General features: G+C 71.5%; 10 protein-coding genes. 7 read left to right on the top strand and 3 right to left on the bottom strand.

Annotated elements, in window-relative coordinates; all coding sequences use genetic code 11:
• Positions 1-14 precede the first annotated feature (14 nt).
• Entirely contained in the window at positions 15-1,253 is a 1,239-nt protein-coding gene (locus AB0K82_RS26540; RefSeq protein ID WP_364401715.1) for a cytochrome P450, read from the top strand.
• 84 nt (positions 1,254-1,337) lie between these two features.
• Here the strand turns inward: AB0K82_RS26540 and AB0K82_RS26535 are convergent, their stop codons facing one another.
• The 3 genes from AB0K82_RS26535 to AB0K82_RS26525 form a co-directional block, all read right to left on the bottom strand.
• Positions 1,338-4,634 (bottom strand): GH92 family glycosyl hydrolase, encoded by a 3,297-nt coding sequence (locus AB0K82_RS26535; RefSeq protein WP_364401712.1) that lies wholly within the window; start codon positions 4,632-4,634, stop codon positions 1,338-1,340.
• Between the two features lie 288 nt (positions 4,635-4,922).
• The gene (locus tag AB0K82_RS26530) at positions 4,923-6,335 is read right to left on the bottom strand and encodes a PrsW family intramembrane metalloprotease (RefSeq protein ID WP_364401709.1); all 1,413 of its coding nucleotides are present in this window, start codon (positions 6,333-6,335) and stop codon (positions 4,923-4,925) included.
• Positions 6,336-6,351: 16 nt separating this feature from the next.
• Positions 6,352-7,290 (bottom strand): heme o synthase, encoded by a 939-nt coding sequence (locus AB0K82_RS26525; RefSeq protein WP_364401806.1) that lies wholly within the window; start codon positions 7,288-7,290, stop codon positions 6,352-6,354.
• 363 nt (positions 7,291-7,653) lie between these two features.
• Between AB0K82_RS26525 and tkt the strand changes: the two genes are divergently transcribed.
• The 6 genes from tkt to pgl all read left to right on the top strand — a co-directional run bounded on the left by tkt (position 7,654) and on the right by pgl (position 16,470).
• The gene (gene tkt, locus AB0K82_RS26520; RefSeq protein ID WP_364401707.1) at positions 7,654-9,774 is read left to right on the top strand and encodes a transketolase; all 2,121 of its coding nucleotides are present in this window, start codon (positions 7,654-7,656) and stop codon (positions 9,772-9,774) included.
• 8 nt (positions 9,775-9,782) lie between these two features.
• On the top strand, positions 9,783-10,877 hold the full coding sequence (gene tal / locus AB0K82_RS26515; RefSeq protein ID WP_364401704.1) for a transaldolase: 1,095 nt from the start codon (positions 9,783-9,785) through the stop codon (positions 10,875-10,877).
• A 245-nt stretch (positions 10,878-11,122) separates the two neighbouring features.
• Positions 11,123-12,745, top strand: coding sequence for a glucose-6-phosphate isomerase (locus AB0K82_RS26510; protein WP_364401701.1), 1,623 nt, complete (start codon positions 11,123-11,125; stop codon positions 12,743-12,745).
• A 381-nt stretch (positions 12,746-13,126) separates the two neighbouring features.
• A complete protein-coding gene (gene zwf / locus AB0K82_RS26505; protein WP_364401699.1) occupies positions 13,127-14,662 on the top strand; it encodes a glucose-6-phosphate dehydrogenase in 1,536 nt (511 codons plus the stop codon).
• On the top strand, positions 14,663-15,697 hold the full coding sequence (locus tag AB0K82_RS26500) for a glucose-6-phosphate dehydrogenase assembly protein OpcA (protein ID WP_364401697.1): 1,035 nt from the start codon (positions 14,663-14,665) through the stop codon (positions 15,695-15,697). It abuts the gene before it with no gap.
• Complete coding sequence (gene pgl / locus AB0K82_RS26495; RefSeq protein ID WP_364401694.1) at positions 15,694-16,470, top strand: 6-phosphogluconolactonase; 777 nt, start codon at positions 15,694-15,696, stop codon at positions 16,468-16,470. The genes AB0K82_RS26500 and pgl overlap by 4 nt, the downstream gene beginning before the upstream one ends.
• The last annotated feature ends 32 nt before the right edge of the window (positions 16,471-16,502 follow it).

Here is a 16,502-nt window from a genome sequence, read left to right as displayed (position 1 = left end):
AAGGGGGTGCCGCCGTGGCGCCGATCAGCGTCTTCGACCAGATCTTCGACCCGGCCAACCGCGCCGACCCGTACCCGCTGTACGCCGAGTTGCGCCGGACCCCGGTGTCGCGGCAGGAGGACGGAACCTACGTCGTCAGCGGATACGACGAGATCGTCGCGCTGCTGCACGATCCGCGCGTCAGTTCGACCCGCCGGAACGTCCCGCAGCCGGGTGAGCCCGGATCCGAGGACGTCGCGGCGGCGCTGCCGCCCGCCTTCATCAACACCGATCCGCCTGAGCACGACCGGCTCCGTCGCCTGGCGATGCGCCACTTCGGTCCGCCGCGTTCGCCGCACCTGGTGGAGAGCCTGCGGCCGGAGATGCTCCGCGTGATCACGGAATTGATCGACGGCGTCGCGACCCGGGCGCGCATCGACATCGTCGACGACATCGCCTACCCGTTCCCGGTCACGATGATCTGCCGGATCCTCGGGGTGCCGCGCGAGGACGAGGCGCGGTTCCACGAGTGGGCCGACGCGGTGGTGGAATCGCTCGACCCCCGGGAGCAGGGCAGGACGGAGCGGATGCGGCGGCGGCAGGCCGCGGTGGTCGAACTGCACCGGTACCTCGGCGGGATCATCGATGAGCGCCGCGAGCGGCCTGAGGACGACCTGTTGTCCGGCCTCGTCACCGACGACGGCCCGGAGGGGGCGATGTCCCCGGTCGAGGTGGCGGCCACCGCCACGTTGCTGCTGATCGCCGGTCATGAGACGACGGTCAACCTGATCACCAACGGGATGCTCACCCTGCTGCGTCACCCGGAGGCGCTCGAGCGTCTGCGGCACGAGCCGGACCTGGCGGTCTACGCGGTCGAGGAGCTGCTCCGGTACGAGCCTCCCGTGCACTTCCTGTCCTCGCGGGTCGCCCTGGACGACATCGAGCTCGGCGGGACCGTCATCCCGAAGGGCGCGCCCATCGCCGTCGCGCTCGCGGCGGGGAGCCGCGATCCGTCGCACGTGCCCGACCCCGACCACTTCGACCCGGATCGCCGGTACAACGAGCACCTGGGATTCGGTGGCGGCGTCCACTACTGCTTCGGCGCCCCGCTCGCCCGGTTGGAGACGCAGATCGCCCTCACGGAGCTGGCGAGGCGGCTGAAGAATCCCCGCCTCGTGGCCGACCCGCCGCCGTACCGTCCGAGCGCCGAACTGCGCGGGCCGCGCCACCTCCTCGTCGACGTCGACGCCGTGGCAGCCCCGGAGAACGGCTGATGCCCCGGTACGCGCGGCACCGGGGCACCACGGGGAGCCGGGTCCGGGTGAGCCCGCCGACGCGGCGGGCTCACCCGGATCGGATCAGGCGAACGCCCAGGCGAAGACGTGCAGCGATCCTCCGCTAGACGGCGTGTTGAGGGTCACGCTCTTGACCTGCTTGCTCGCGTCGAGCGCGATCGGCGTGGCCGCGAACACGTAGATGTTGATCTTCTGGTTGCCGCCGTCGGAGGTGTTCCGGTACGGCGTCTTGGCGACGATCGCGTTGCCGAACTTCGGCGGGTAGGCGTCGGCGCCGAGCGCCCAGTCGCTGAACTCCAGCTTGGCCGTCGCCGTCGACCCGTCGGTGTAGGTGATCGTCACCGTCGACGAGGCGTCGCCGTTGCCGGCCGCGCCGAGGAAGGCCAGCTTCGACGCGCCGTTCGGAGCGGTCGGCAGGTCGACGACCTGGCCGTTCGCCTGGACGTTGTCGAGCTGACCGGGCGTGCGGTTCGGCCAGGTGAAGGTGAAGCCGTTCCACGTCACCGGCTGCCCCGGCTTGAGCCCGGCCGCCGCCAGGGCCTGCGCGGAGTAGCTCCAGCCGCCGCCGTCGAAGTTGGCCGTCCCCGCCTTGCCGTCGTCGGAGATGCCGGCGTTGTTCTGGTACCACTCGATCGTGCCGCGCTTCGCGACGTTCAGCGAGATGCCGGTGGTGCCCGCCGACCGCCCGGAGGCGGTCAGCTCGAACGGCACCGAGTAGTAGTCCAGCTTCTGGTCGGCGGCCACCGACACGGTGACCTTCTGGTCGGCGTGCCCGGCGTCGGCGACCTTCAGCGTGCCGGAGGACGGCGTGACGGTGATGCCCGTCGGCGGCTTGGCGGTCCAGGTGACGGTGTCACCCGCGCCGACGGCCTGCACGCGCAGGGTGGCCTCGGTGGAGCCGCCGGGCTCGACCGACGCGGTGCCCGGCTGGAGCGCCGACAGGAACGGCCGCGCGCCGGTGCCGAAGGAGGGCGGCGCGTCCTTCGGGTCGCCGCCGAACTTCGTGTTCGGCTGTGCGCCGAGCGTGTAGTCCAGCTTGCCGCCGGAGGCCACGAAGGACTCGGGCAGCCAGGCGCGGCTCGTCGCCGTGCCGCCGACCTTGAGCGACTGGACGTACTTGTTGGTGTCGGAGGCTCCCGGCGCGTTGATCGTGATCTTCTGGCCGCTCGACCGCTTGACCGTGATCTGCGGGAACTCCGGGCTGTTCAACACCATCTCGGCGCGGCCCGGGATCGCCGGGTACATGCCGAGGCCGGCGAACACCCGCCACGCCGACATCGTGCCGAGGTCGTCGTTGCCGACCAGCCCGTTCGGGGTGGACTTGAACAGCTCGGTACGGGCCCGCGCGACGACGTCCTGGGTCTTGTACGGCTGCCCCGCCCAGGCATACAGCCACGGGGACTGCAGGGACGGCTCGTTGCCGAGGTAGGCGTACGCCTCGTGCGAGCCGGCGTTGAGCTTGGTGAAGAACGTGTCGAGCCGCTTGACCGCCTGGTCCCGGCCGCCCATCGCGTTGAACAGCCCGGCCACGTCCTCGTAGACCATCCAGTGGTACTGCGCGCCGTTGCCCTCGACGTACCAGTTGGAGTCGGCGGGGTCGAACGGCGTGAGGAACGAACCGTCGCCGAAGCGCGGCTGGATCCAGTCGTTCAGCGGGTTGTAGATCGTCTCCCAGCCGTGTGCCCGCTTCATGAACTCCTGGTAGGTGTCCTTCTCCCCCAGGCGCTGGGCGAGCTGGGCGATGCCGAAGTCGGCCATGCCGTACTCCAGCGTGGTCGCCGGGTCGCCCGGCACGTAGCCGAGCTTGAGGTAGTCGGCGTTGCCGGGGCGCTCGGTGTATCCGGTGGCCTTGTCCTCGCCGACGCGGTTCGCGCCCTTGACCATGGCGGCCAGCGCGCCGTTCGCGTCGAAGCCCCGGGCGCCGAAGGCGTACATCGTCGCGATGATCGAGTGGTACGGGTCGCCGTTCATCACGCCGGTGATGGTGTTCTGGTGCGACCAGCGGTCCCACACGTCGCCGACCGAGTGCGCGTCGTTGTACATCGACTGGGCGATGTCCGCGCCGACGTCCGGGGCGAGCAGCGCGATGAGCTGCGCCTCACTGCGGTAGATGTCCCACCCGGAGAAGGTCGCGTACTGGTGGTGGCCCTTCTTGACCTTGTGGGTGCGGTAGTCGAACCCGGTGTAGGTGCCGTCCACGTCGTCGAAGACGTACGGCTGCAGCAGGGCGTGGTAGAGCGCGGTGTAGAAGGTCCGCAGCCGGTCGGCGGTGCCGCCGCCGACCTTGATCTGCCCGAGCCGCTTGTTCCACGCGGCCCGTGCGGCGGACCGTACGGAGTCGAAGCCCCGTCCGCCGATCTCCTTCTTCAGGTTCTGCCTCGCGCCGTCGATGCTCACGTACGACACCGCGGTGCGCATCTGCACCGGCTTGGCCTTGCTGGTGTCGAACTGCAGGTAGACGCCCGATCCGGGGCCCTTGACGGTGACGTCGCGGGTCAGGGCCTGCGCGGAGCGCTGCGGCATCGGCCTGCCCTCGGGACCGTTGTTGAGCCGCCCGAAGGTCTTCCGGGTCTGCTGGGGCACCTTCGCCGGGGCGCTGCCGCGCACGGCGTCCTCGCCGGGCTCGACCGAGTCGTCCTTCCATGTGCCGTACGCCTGGAACGGCCGGTCGAAGGTCGCGGTGAAGTAGACGTAGTACTTGGTGTCCGCGCCGCAGAACCCGCCGGTCTTCGCCCAGCCCGACACGGTGTTGCCCTTGACGGTGGCCTCGGCGTCGTCCACGCCGTTGATCGACCCCGTCACGTTGAGCAGCAGCGTGCCCACCTTGTCCGTCGGGAAGGTGAACCGCGCGACGCCGGCCCGCTGCGTCGCGGTCAGCTCCGTCTTCACGCCGCTGTCGAGCGTCACGGCGTACGAGCCTGGGGATGCCTGCTCGTTCTCATGCTTGAAGGTCTGCACGTAGTCGGTGCCGTGGGTGGCCGGCGAGTTCTTGATCGGCCCGGAGAACGGGATGACGGGGAAGTCCTGCGCGCCCGTACAGCCCGGCCCGGAGATGTGGGTCATGCTGAACCCGCGCAGGCGGTTGTCCTCGTACTTGTAGCCGCCGCCGGACGAGCGGACGGTGTCGGGGCTCCACTGCATCATCCCGAACGGCGCGACGGCGCCGGGAAAGTTCATCCCGGCGCCGCCGCCGTGCCCGAAGTCGGGCCCGCCGTCCTGGGTCCCGACGAACGGATTGACGTAGGAGGCGAGATCGGGGGCCGCCGCATGGGCCGGTAGGGCGGGGAGGGCGGGGAGGGCCAGGGAGGTCAGGGCGAGACCGAGCAGGCCTGCCAATCGGGGGCGGACGCGTCTGGACACAGCTGCTCCTCTGGGGGGAGGTCGCGGCGCGCTGGCGGAGGGACCATCGCAGCGCGATGACAACGTTGTCACGGCTACCGGCATTGTCAGTGCCTGTCACTGCGGAGTCAATGGGCAAAACCGGTCACAACTGCATCAACCACTCACTTGACCGCGCTGTCCACTGATCGGGTCAGTCGAACGCGAGCGCGCCGAAGGCGCCGTAGACCGCGGACAACCCGCACCTGCCGGTCCCGCCCGTGCGCAGCCCGGCAGGATCCGGTCACCGTTCCGGTACGGTTCGGGGCCTCAGGAGCCCGGTGGTGGGCCCCAGGGTCGTCCCCCCGGCCCGGACGTACCGTCGCCGCCCTGCGGACCGTACGGGCCCGGCGGCCCGTAGGGGCCCGGCGAGCCGGAAGGCCCCGGAGGAGCCGGTGGCCCCGGTGGTCCGGGTGGTCCGGACGGGCCCGGCGGGCCGTAGGGACCGCCCGGCGCGGCGTACGGGCCCGGTGCCGAGAACGGGCCCGGCGGCGGCGGGCCGTACGACGCGCCCGGGTGGAGGAATCCCGACTGGCCCTGCCCGGTCCACGGTGGGACGAGCGGGCGCGGCTGCCTGCCCTGGAACGCCTGCCGGGCCAGGTGCATGAGGTTCAGCAGGTCCTGGCGGCGCCGGTAGAACCACGCCGGCTCGGCGACGTTCCGCTCGGCCCGCTGGTGCAGCAGGGCCAGCTCCGTCGCGGCCAGTTGGTAGTCGGCCATGGCCCGGCTCGCCCCGGTGCCGCCGGCCATGCGGGCCCACTGGCGGGCCCGGCGGCGCAGCTTGAGGTTGCCGAGCATGTGGACGTCCTGCGGCGTGACCAGCCCCGTGCCGGCGTACATCGGCAGGTGCCGCTGGATCAGCCGGACGGTCTGGCGGCGCTCCCAGCGGACGATGACGATCAGCCCGATGAGGATGCAGAAGTCGATGCCGTAGGCGACCATCAGGCCCTTGAGACCGAACGCGGTGGAGAAGTTCCACGCGCCGTGCAGCAGCATCGCCGTGCAGAGGCCGGCGACGGGCGCCGCGACCCGGGCGGCGCCCCGGTGCAGCGCGGCGTAGGCGACGCCCAGCCCGGTCATCGAGGTGAACAGCGGGTGCCCGAACGGCGAGACCACCCCGCGCATGATGAACACGGCCTCGAGGTTGTGCTGGTGGAACGCCCGGATGTAGTACCCGACGTTCTCCATCATGGCGAAGCCGAGGGCGACCATCGCGGCGTAGATGATCCCGTCGGTCAGCCCGTCCAGCTCGTTGCGCCGGAACCACAGGAACCCGAAGAGCACCGCGCCCTTCAGCGACTCCTCCACCAGGGGCGCGCCGACGGAGGCCGTCACCAGCTCCCCGCGCTCGCCGAAGACCGGCTTGGTGAGCAGTTCGTACCCGGCGGTGTTGAGGATCAGCGCGCCGAGGACGGCGACGCCGGCCCCCCACATGAAGGCGAACAGCAGGGCCCGCCACGGCTCGGGCTCGAGCCGGTCCAGCGTCAGGACGAGCGCGACCAGCAGCGGAACGGGCAGGATCGCCAGAACGAACCCGACGATGAACGGCGCTCCGTTCATCGCGTCGAGGCCCAGGACGACGATCGCACAGGCCGACGAGACGACCAGTCCGATGATCAGCCCGACCGGTGCCCGGCCCGGCATGCGTCCTTCGAGGATCGCCTTCGGATCGACACGCGCCATGCCGGGAGATTAACCGTCAGTGCAGCAGCGGGTCGATCGCCACCGCGAGGAAGAGCAGCGCCAGGTAGGCGTTGGACAGGTGGAAGTAACGCATCGGCTTGAGCACCGCGCCGGTGATGCCGGCCCGGATCCGGCCGAGGAGGCGGTAGGCCTCGACGAGGCAGGCGGCGCCGAGGACGGCCGCGGCGATCGGATAGAAGATCGTCGTGTGCGCGATCGGCCAGAGCGCGAGGGAGCAGGCGATCGTGATCCAGGTGTAGACGATGACCTCGAGGGCGACGCGGCGCTCGGTGGCCACGACGGGCAGCATGGGCACGTTGGCGGCCGCGTAGTCCTCGCGGTAGCGCATGGCCAGCGTCCAGGTGTGCGGCGGCGTCCAGAAGAACACCACGAGGAACAGAACGATCGGGGTCCAGGACACGCTGTTCGTGAGCGCGGACCAGCCGATCAGGACCGGCATGCAGCCGGCGATCCCGCCCCAGACGACGTTCTGCTTCGTGCGCCGCTTCAGCACCAGCGAGTAGACGAAGACGTAGAACAGGATCGCGAACACCGACAGGCCGGCGGACAGCGGGTTCACGGCGAGGGCGAGGAAGACGGTGGAGGCGACGGCGAGGGTGATCCCGAAGACCAGGGTCTCCTTCGGCGTGACCTGCACCATCGGCAGGGGCCGCCGGCGGGTCCGTCGCATCTTCGCGTCGATGTCGCGGTCGATGTAGCAGTTCAGGGCGTTGGCGCTGCCGGCCGAGAGCATGCCGCCGACCAGAGTGGCGACGACGGGCCACAGCGGCGGCAGGCCGCCGGCCGCCAGGAACATCACCGGGATCGTCGTGATCAGCAGGAGCTCGATGATCCGCGGCTTGGTCAGCGCCACGTAGGCGCGCACGAGTGCGCCGAACGGTCGACGGCCGGACGTGGGCGGCGCAGGTGTCCTCGCCGGACGGTTGATGACCACCGTCACCGGATGTTCACCTGCGCGTTCACGACGTTAAGGGACACTGTGTCTGATCCTCGGATTTCCTGCCGCCAGTCGGCTCTGATCGGGCACCGGCCACGTGGGCTCCACCGCGCAATCACTGTAGTGCCGGTCCCCGTGGACCCCGTCACCGGGGTAGGCGCGGCAGATCGGATAACCCCGGCGCCTGCGGGAAATTCGACACAAGGTCGCGGCGTTGAGATAGAGGAGCACCCGTCAAAGCGGTGGGAGCGCGGGCGATAGGCTCGCATTCGGGCCCCGGCATGGCCTGGTCATGGGTTCTTTTCGGCTGGGGTCGGGTCTGGGGACATGACAGAAGTCGAGAGGAGCCTGGAGCGTCTCGTGAGTACGCAATCCAATAAGTCATTCGAGTGGACCGACCTGGACCGGCGGGCGGTGGACACCATCCGCGTGCTGGCCATGGACGCGGTGGAGGAGGCGGGCTCCGGTCACCCGGGCACCGCGATGAGCCTCGCCCCCGCGGCCTACCTGTTGTTCCAGCGGGTGATGCGCCACGACCCGACCGACCCCGACTGGACCGGTCGCGACAGGTTCGTCCTGTCCGCCGGTCACTCGAGCCTGACCCTCTACATCCAGCTGTACCTGTCGGGGTACGGCCTCACGCTCGACGACCTGAAGCACCTGCGCAAGTGGGGCAGCCTGACGCCCGGTCACCCGGAGCACGGGCACACCATCGGCGTGGAGACCACCACCGGGCCGCTCGGCCAAGGTCTCGGCAACGCCGTCGGCATGGCGATGGCGGCCCGCCGCGAGCGCGGCCTGTTCGACCCGGAGCCGGCGATCGGGGACAGCCCGTTCGACCACTACGTCTACTCGATCGTCTCCGACGGTGACATCGAGGAGGGCATCAGCCACGAGGTCAGCTCGCTCGCGGGCCACCAGAAGCTGGGCAACCTCGTCGTCATCTACGACGACAACCACATCTCGATCGAGGACGACACCAACATCGCCAAGTCCGAGGACGTGGCGGCTCGGTACGAGGCGTACGGCTGGCACGTCCAGAAGGTCGACTGGACCGCGGACGGCGACTACAAGGAGGACCCCGAGGCGCTGTACCGCGCGCTCGAGGCCGCCCGCGAGGTGACCGACCGGCCGTCGTTCATCTCGCTGCGCACGATCATCGGCTGGCCAGCGCCGAACAAGCAGAACACCGGCAAGATCCACGGCTCGGCGCTCGGCGCCGACGAGGTCGCCGCCACCAAGCGGGTCCTCGGCTGGGACCCGGAGCAGACCTTCGAGGTCCCGGAGGACGTGCTCGAGCACACCCGCGAGGTCGTCGAGCGGGGTCGCGCGGCGCACGCCGCGTGGGACAAGCCGTACGAGGCGTGGCGGGCGGCCAACCCCGAGCGCGCCGCGGAGTTCGACCGGATCCGCGCGCGGCGGCTGCCGGACGGCTGGACCGCCAAGCTGCCGGAGTTCCCGGCGGGCAAGGACCTGGCGACCCGCGCGGCCTCCGGTGAGGTGCTGAGCGCCATCGGCCCGGTGCTGCCGGAGCTGTGGGGCGGCTCGGCCGACCTCGCGGAGAGCAACAACACGACGATGAAGGGCGAGCCGTCCTTCATCCCCGACGAGTACCAGACCAAGTCGTTCCCCGGCGACCGCTACGGCCGGACCCTGCACTTCGGCATCCGTGAGCACGGCATGGGCGCCATCATGAACGGCATCGCGCTGCACGGCGGCACCCGTCCGTACGGCGGCACGTTCCTGGTGTTCAGCGACTACATGCGCCCGTCGGTGCGGCTCGCCGCGCTGATGAAGCTGCCGGTGACCTACGTCTGGACGCACGACTCGATCGGCCTGGGCGAGGACGGCCCCACCCACCAGCCCGTCGAGCACCTGTGGGCGCTGCGCGCCATCCCCGGCCTCGACCTCGTCCGGCCGGCCGACGCCAACGAGACCGCGGTGGCCTGGCGGACGGTCCTGGAGCACACCGACCGGCCCGCGGGCCTGGCGCTGACCCGCCAGAAGGTCCCGACGTTCGACCGCGAGGAGTTCGGCTCCGCCGAGGGCACCGCCAAGGGCGGATACGTCCTGGCCGACGCCTCCAACGGGCAGCCGGAGGTCATCCTCATCGCCACCGGCAGCGAGGTGCAGATCGCCGTCGAGGCCCGCAAGGTCCTCGAGGAGGAGGGCACGCCGACGCGTGTCGTCTCGATGCCCTGCGTCGAGTGGTTCGAGGAGCAGGACGACGCCTACAAGCAGCAGGTGCTGCCCCCGGCCGTGCGCGCCCGGGTGTCCGTCGAGGCCGGCATCGCGCTCGGCTGGCGCGGCTACGTCGGCGAGGCCGGTGAGAGCGTGAGCCTCGAGCACTACGGCGCCTCCGCCGACTACAAGACGCTGTACCAGCAGTTCGGCTTCACCGCCGACCGGGTCGTGGCGGCCGCGCGCGCCAGCCTCACGAAGGCGAACGCCGGCGGCCGGGGTTCGACGACCGGCAACTGAGGAGAGACATGAGCGACATCCTGAAGAAGCTCTCAGGCGAGGGCGTGTCCATCTGGCTGGACGACATCAGCCGGGAGCGCCTCCGTTCGGGCAACCTCGAGGCCCTGATCCGCGACAAGCACGTCGTGGGCGTGACCTCGAACCCCACGATCTTCTCCAAGGCGCTGAGCCAGGGCTCGGCGTACGACGAGCAGGTCCGTGATCTGGCCGTCCGCGGCGTCGACCTCGAAGAGGCCGTCCGGGCCGTCACGACGTACGACATCCGCTGGGCGGCCGACGTGCTGCGCCCCGTCTACGACCGCACCGAGGGCCTCGACGGCCGGGTGTCGATCGAGGTGGACCCGCGCCTGGCGCACGACACCGAGAAGACCGTCGCCGAGGCCAAGGCCCTGTGGTGGCTGGTCGACCGGCCGAACACCATGATCAAGATTCCGGCGACCCTCGCGGGCCTGCCGGCGATCACCGCGACCCTGGCGCAGGGCATCAGCGTGAACGTGACGCTGATCTTCTCGCTGGAGCGCTACGGCCAGGTCATCGACGCCTTCTTCGAGGGCCTGGAGAAGGCGCGGGCGGGCGGCCACGACCTGTCGAAGATCGCGTCCGTCGCGTCGTTCTTCGTCAGCCGCGTCGACACCGAGATCGACAAGCGTCTCGACAAGGCCGGCCGCTCCGACCTGGCGGGCAAGGCGGGCATCGCCAACGCCCGGCTGGCGTACGCGCTGTACGAGGAGAAGTTCGGCACCGACCGGTGGAAGGCGCTCAAGGACGCGGGCGCCCGCGTCCAGCGTCCCCTGTGGGCGTCGACGGGCGTGAAGAACCCGGACTACTCCGACACGATGTACGTCGACCAGCTCGTCGCCCCGGACACGGTCAACACCATGCCCGAGCCGACGCTCGACGCCGTCGCCGACCACGGTGAGATCACCGGCGACACGATCCACTCCTACGACGACGCGCGGGCGCACATGGCCGCGCTCAAGGAGGCCGGCGTCGACTACGACGACGTCGTCCGGGTCCTGGAGGAGGAGGGCGTCGAGAAGTTCGAGGCGTCCTGGACCGAGCTGCTCGACACGATCAAGGGCGAGCTGCGCGACAAGGCCTGACCGCCGGTACGTCGTACGTGCCCGGCCGGTTCCCGCCATGCGGTGGGTGACCGGCCGGGCACGTTCCGTTATGGGCGCGTACTGTGAGTGACACGCGCCGGGCCGGGTACTGCCGGACGCGAGAAGCGAATCAGGACACGTCACGGCCCGCGTGGCGCGCCGGCGCACGCGGCGGGAGGGACTGCGCCCCGCCGACGGCGCCCACCGCGCGGGGCGGGGCGGAGGCATTGGGGCCAGGAGACGCCGTGACCTTGCGAGTGACCGCCGGACGCCTGTCCGTGACCGTCCAGGACGACGCCGTCGCGCACACCGACGAGGCGCTGGGGCGTCTCACGTACGACGGGGTGCCGGCGGCGCTCATGGCCAAGAACGCCAGCCTCTGGGGACCCGACGCGACGGGCCGGACGGCCGGGCGGCTCGGCTGGGTCGACGCGCCGGAAACGTCCCGCCACCTGCTCCCCGAGCTGGCCGAGGCCGCGGACCGGTTCGCGGATCTGGACCACGTCGTGCTCGCGGGTACCGGCGGTTCCGCGCGCGCCGCCGAGCTCATCGCCGGCGCGGACGGCGCCGGCCTGACCGTCCTCGACGGCACCGATCCGCACGAGGTGCGCCGCGTGCTGGACGACCGGCTGGACCGCACGGTCCTGGTCGTGTCGAGCAAGAGCGGCCGCAGCCTGGAGGCCGACGTGCTACGACGGATCTTCGAGCACGCGTTCCAGGCTGCGGGCGCCGACCCGGCGGACCGCATCGTCGTGGTCACCGACCCGGGCTCGCCGCTGGAGGCCACGGCCAAGGAGACCGGCTACCGGGTGGTCCTGTCCGATCCGGAGGTGAACGGGCGGTTCGCGGCGCTGTCGGCGTCCGGGCTGCTCCCGGCGGCGCTGTGCGGCGTGGACGTCGAGCGGCTGCTCGACGAGGCCGCGGCGATCCTGCCCGCGCTCCGGCTGCCGTACGACAACGCGGGTCTGACGCTGGGTGCGGCGCTCGGCGCGGCCGCGTCCCACGGCAGGGACAAGCTCGTCATCGCCGACGGCGGCTCGGGCATCCCCGGGCTCGCGGGCTGGGTCGAGCAGTTGGTCGCCGCGACGACGGGCAAGGACGGCAAGGGCATCGTCCCGGTCGTCGTCGAGGATCCGGCCGCGCCGGGGGCCCGCCCGGGCGGCGATCTGCTGCCCCTGACCCTGGGCGGGCGGACCGCCGGCGCCGGGTTGGCGGTGGCCGGCCCGCTCGGCGCGCAGATCGCGCTCTGGCAGTTCGCCGTGGCCGTCGCCGCCCGGGTCGTCGGCGTGGATCCGTTCGACGAGCCGGCGCTGCGCGAGTCCCGGGCCGCGGCGGCGTCGCTGCTCCGCGGTTCGGAGGACGGCGCCGCCCCCACGCTGATCGCCGGGGAGCCCGCGCTGGTGGACGGCGACGTCGAGGTGCACGGCGCCGCCGAGCTGTTCCACGGCGTCAAGGACCTGCGCGGCGCTCTCGACGCGGTGATCCGCGCGGTCCCCGACCGAGGCCATCTCGCCGTCGTCGTCCACCTGGACCGGGTCGGGGACGCGGCCGCCGAGCGCCTGCGGCCGCTGCTCGCCCGCCGGCTGCGCGGGGCTCCGGTCGGCTTCGGATGGGGCGCCCGGACCCTGCACTCGACCGGTCAGGCGCACAAGGACGGCCCTTCGGGCGGGGTCGTCCTGCAGCTCACCGGCGCGGCGCGGGAGGACGTGCCCGTGCCCGGCCGGCCGTACGGGCTGACGGCCCTGCAACTCGCCCAGGCGTTCGGCGATCTGCGGGCGCTGCGCTCTCGTGGCCGCACGGCCGTCCGGCTGCACCTGCGGGACCGCGCCGCGGGCCTCGCCCAGTTGGAGAGCGCCCTCGGCGACTGATGGGGAGCCCGGCGTGCGATCCTGGGACCCACCGGGGATTCGCCGGGTCATCGGGGTCTTTCCGGCGTCTCCGGGGACGATCGAAGTATCGTGCCATTTCGGTTCACCGAGCCTCCGGCGGAGAATGAAGCAGTCGAGGAGCCGAATACGGACTGTGTAGATCGTCCGGTGACGGGAAGATCGCGCACCGTGCGAGGGTTACCGAAGGTGGCCGTCGCCTCGCCAGCGCGCGGATGATCGGTCCGAAACGAGAGAATACGAACGCCGAGCGGCCCACCGCCCGGCCGGAGCGCCGCCAGGCGCGCCACTAGGAAGGACGGGGAAGTTGGGCATGAGATGGCCCTCCGGGACACATGAAGCCCATGGAAACGGAGATACGCGATGAACACGGGTCAACAGCCACCGAACCCGCTTCGCGACCCCCGGGACAAGCGGCTGCCGCGGGTGGCCGGGCCGTGTGTGCTCGTGCTGTTCGGCGTCACCGGTGATCTGTCCCGCAAGAAGCTGCTGCCCGCCATCTACGACCTGGCCAATCGCGGCCTGCTGCCGCCGGGCTTCTCGCTGGTCGGCTTCGCCCGCCGCGACTGGGAGCATCAGGACTTCCGCCAGCTCGCGCACGACGCCGTGAAGGAGCACGCCCGCACGCCGTTCCGCGAGGACGTCTGGAACCAGCTCGCCGAGGGCATCCACTTCGTGCCCGGCACGTTCGACGACCCGGGCGCGTTCGAGGCGCTGGCGATGGCGGTCAAGGAGCTGGACGAGCAGCGCGGCACCGGCGGCAACTACGCCTTCTACCTGTCGATCCCGCCGAAGTTCTTCCAGGAGGTCGTCCAGCAGCTGCAGGCCAGCGGCCTGTCGCAGCCGACGGAGGGCTCCTGGCGCCGGGTCGTCATCGAGAAGCCCTTCGGCCACGACCTGGCCAGCGCCCAGGAGCTCAACGGCATCCTGCACGAGGTCTTCCCCGAGGAGTCGATCTTCCGGATCGACCACTACCTCGGCAAGGAGACGGTGCAGAACATCCTGGCGCTGCGCTTCGCCAACAACCTGTTCGAGCCGATCTGGAACCGCTCCTACGTCGACCACGTGCAGATCACGATGGCCGAGGACATCGGCATCGGCGGCCGCGCGGGGTACTTCGACGGCGTCGGCACCGCGCGTGACGTGATCCAGAACCACCTGCTGCAGCTCCTGGCGCTGACGGCGATGGAAGAGCCGGTGTCGTTCGCGGCCGAGTCCGTACGCGCGGAGAAGGCCAAGGTCCTGTCCGCCGTGCGGCTGCCCAAGGACCTGGGCGCCAACACCGTGCGCGGGCAGTACGCCGCCGGCTGGCAGGGCGGCGTCAAGGTGCGCGGCTACCACGAGGAGGAGGGCATTCCGCCGAACTCCCGTACCGACACCTACGCCGCCGTCCGGGTGGACGTCGACACCCGCCGCTGGGCGGGCGTGCCGTTCTACCTGCGGACCGGCAAGCGGCTGGCGCGGCGCGCCACCGAGGTCGCGCTGGTGTTCCAGCGCGCTCCGCACCTGCCGTTCGCCGCGACGGACACCGAGGAGCTCGGCCAGAACGCCCTGGTCATCCGCGTGCAGCCGGACGAGGGCGTCACCATGCGGTTCGGCTCGAAGGTCCCCGGCACCTCGATGGAGGTCCGGGACGTCAACATGGACTTCGACTACGGCGAGTCGTTCACCGAGTCCTCCCCCGAGGCGTACGAACGGCTGCTGCTCGACGTGCTGATCGGCGACCCGCCGCTGTTCCCCCGGCAGGAGGAGGTCGAGCTGTCCTGGGAGATCCTCGACCCGATTGAGGAGTACTGGGACAAGCACGGCAAGCCCGAGCTGTACAAGTCGGGCAGCTGGGGGCCGAAGGCTGCGGACGAGATGATGGCCCGCGACGGCCGGGCGTGGAGGCGGCTCTAGATGAACATCGATCTCACCGACACCACGACCCGGAAGGTGCTGGACGCGCTCAGCGCGGCCCGGCACCGGATGGGCGGGCCCGCCACCGGGAAGGTCCTCACCCTCGTCGTCTACACCGAGGAGGCCGCCCAGTACGACGCCGTGCGCGCCTCGACCGAGGCCGCCCGTGAGCATCCCTGCCGGATCATCGTCGCCATCCCCCGCAGCCCGCACGGGGAGTCCCGCCTCGACGCGGAGGTCCGGGTCGGGGAGACCGGCCCGGGCGAGACCGTGGTCCTGCGGCTGTACGGCCAGCTGATCGAGCACGCCGACTCGGTGATGCTGCCGCTGCTGGTGCCCGACACGCCCGTCGTGACCTGGTGGCCCGGCCTCGCTCCGCACAAGCCCGCCGACGAGCCGCTCGGCGCGCTGGCACAGCGGCGCGTCACCGACGCCAAGGGCGGCACCGACCCCCTCGCCACCCTGCACCGGCTGGCCGAGGCCTACCAACCGGGCGACACCGACTTCGCCTGGACCCGCATCACCGGGTGGCGCACGCTGCTGGCCGCGACCCTCGACCAGCCGCACGACGACATCACGCGCGCCAGCGTCGAGGCCGAGTCGCAGAACCCGAGCGCCGCGCTGCTCGCCGCGTGGCTGTCGGTGCGCCTCGCGGTGCCGTGCACGGTGACCGAGTCGCACGGGCCGGGCATCACCGGCGTCCGCCTCACCACGACCGCCGGCGACATCGCCATCACGCGCCCCGACGGCCGCGTGGCGACGCTGTCCCGTCCCGACCAGCCGGACCGCCAGGTGGCGCTGCACCGCCGGCCGACGTCCGAGCTGCTGGCCGAGGAGCTGCGCCGCCTCGACCCGGACGAGGTCTACCGCGACGCCGTCCTGCGGTTCGCCAAGGGTCTCGACGAGCCCGCGGGGACGAAGGAGACCGCCGAGGCCACCGAGACCGCCGAGGCCACCGAGACCGCCGAGGCGACCGAGGCCCCGGCCGCTCCGGCCAAGGCCTCGCGCGGCGGGGGCAGGGGCAAGAAGTCGTGACCGCTCCGTCCGTTCTGATCCACCGCGACCAGTCCCTGCTGGCCAAGGCCGCCGCCGCGCGCCTGGTGACCCGGCTGGTCGACGTCCAGGCCGCCGCCGGAGGGGCGCATCTCGTCCTCACCGGCGGCGGCGTCGGCACCGCCGTGCTGGAGGAGATCGCGGCGACCCCGGCGCGGGACGCCGTCGACTGGGGTCACCTGGACATCTGGTGGGGCGACGAGCGCTACCTGCCGTCGGGTCACGAGGAGCGCAACGAGACCGGGGCCCGCAGGGCCCTGCTCGACCATGTCGACGTCGATCCGAAGCGGGTGCACCCGATGCCCTCCTCGGACTCGGGTCTGAGCCCCGAGGACGCGGCGGAGCAGTACGCCGCCGAGCTGCGGGCCGCGACCCGGCCGGAGGACCACGGGGTCGTCCCGTCCTTCGACGTGCTGATGCTCGGCCTCGGCCCGGACACGCACGTGGCCTCGCTGTTCCCCGGCATGCCCGCGCTGTACGAGGAGGAGCGTCCGGTGGTCGCCGTGCACGGCGCGCCCAAGCCGCCGCCGACCCGCATCAGCCTGACCCTGCCCGCGATCCGTACGGCACGCGAGGTCTGGATCGTCGCGGCGGGCGAGTCGAAGGCCGGCGCGGTGCACCTCGCGCTGTCCGACGCCGGTCCGGTCCAGGTCCCCAGCGCGGGCGCTCGCGGCCGGCAGCGCACGCTGTTCCTGCTCGACCGGGCGGCGGCGGGCGGGCTGCCGCCTGAGATGGGCCGCATCGCCTCACCCTGAGCCGCGTGCGGCTCGCCTGGCTCTCGCGCTCT

Origin of the sequence: Actinoallomurus sp. NPDC052274 (assembly GCF_040679475.1) — a bacterium.
In the GTDB taxonomy this organism is placed as follows: Bacteria; Actinomycetota; Actinomycetes; order Streptosporangiales; family Streptosporangiaceae; genus Actinoallomurus; species Actinoallomurus liliacearum.
The sequence above is the reverse complement of the archived record's forward strand: the minus strand, read 5'-3'. Positions and strand labels throughout refer to the sequence as shown.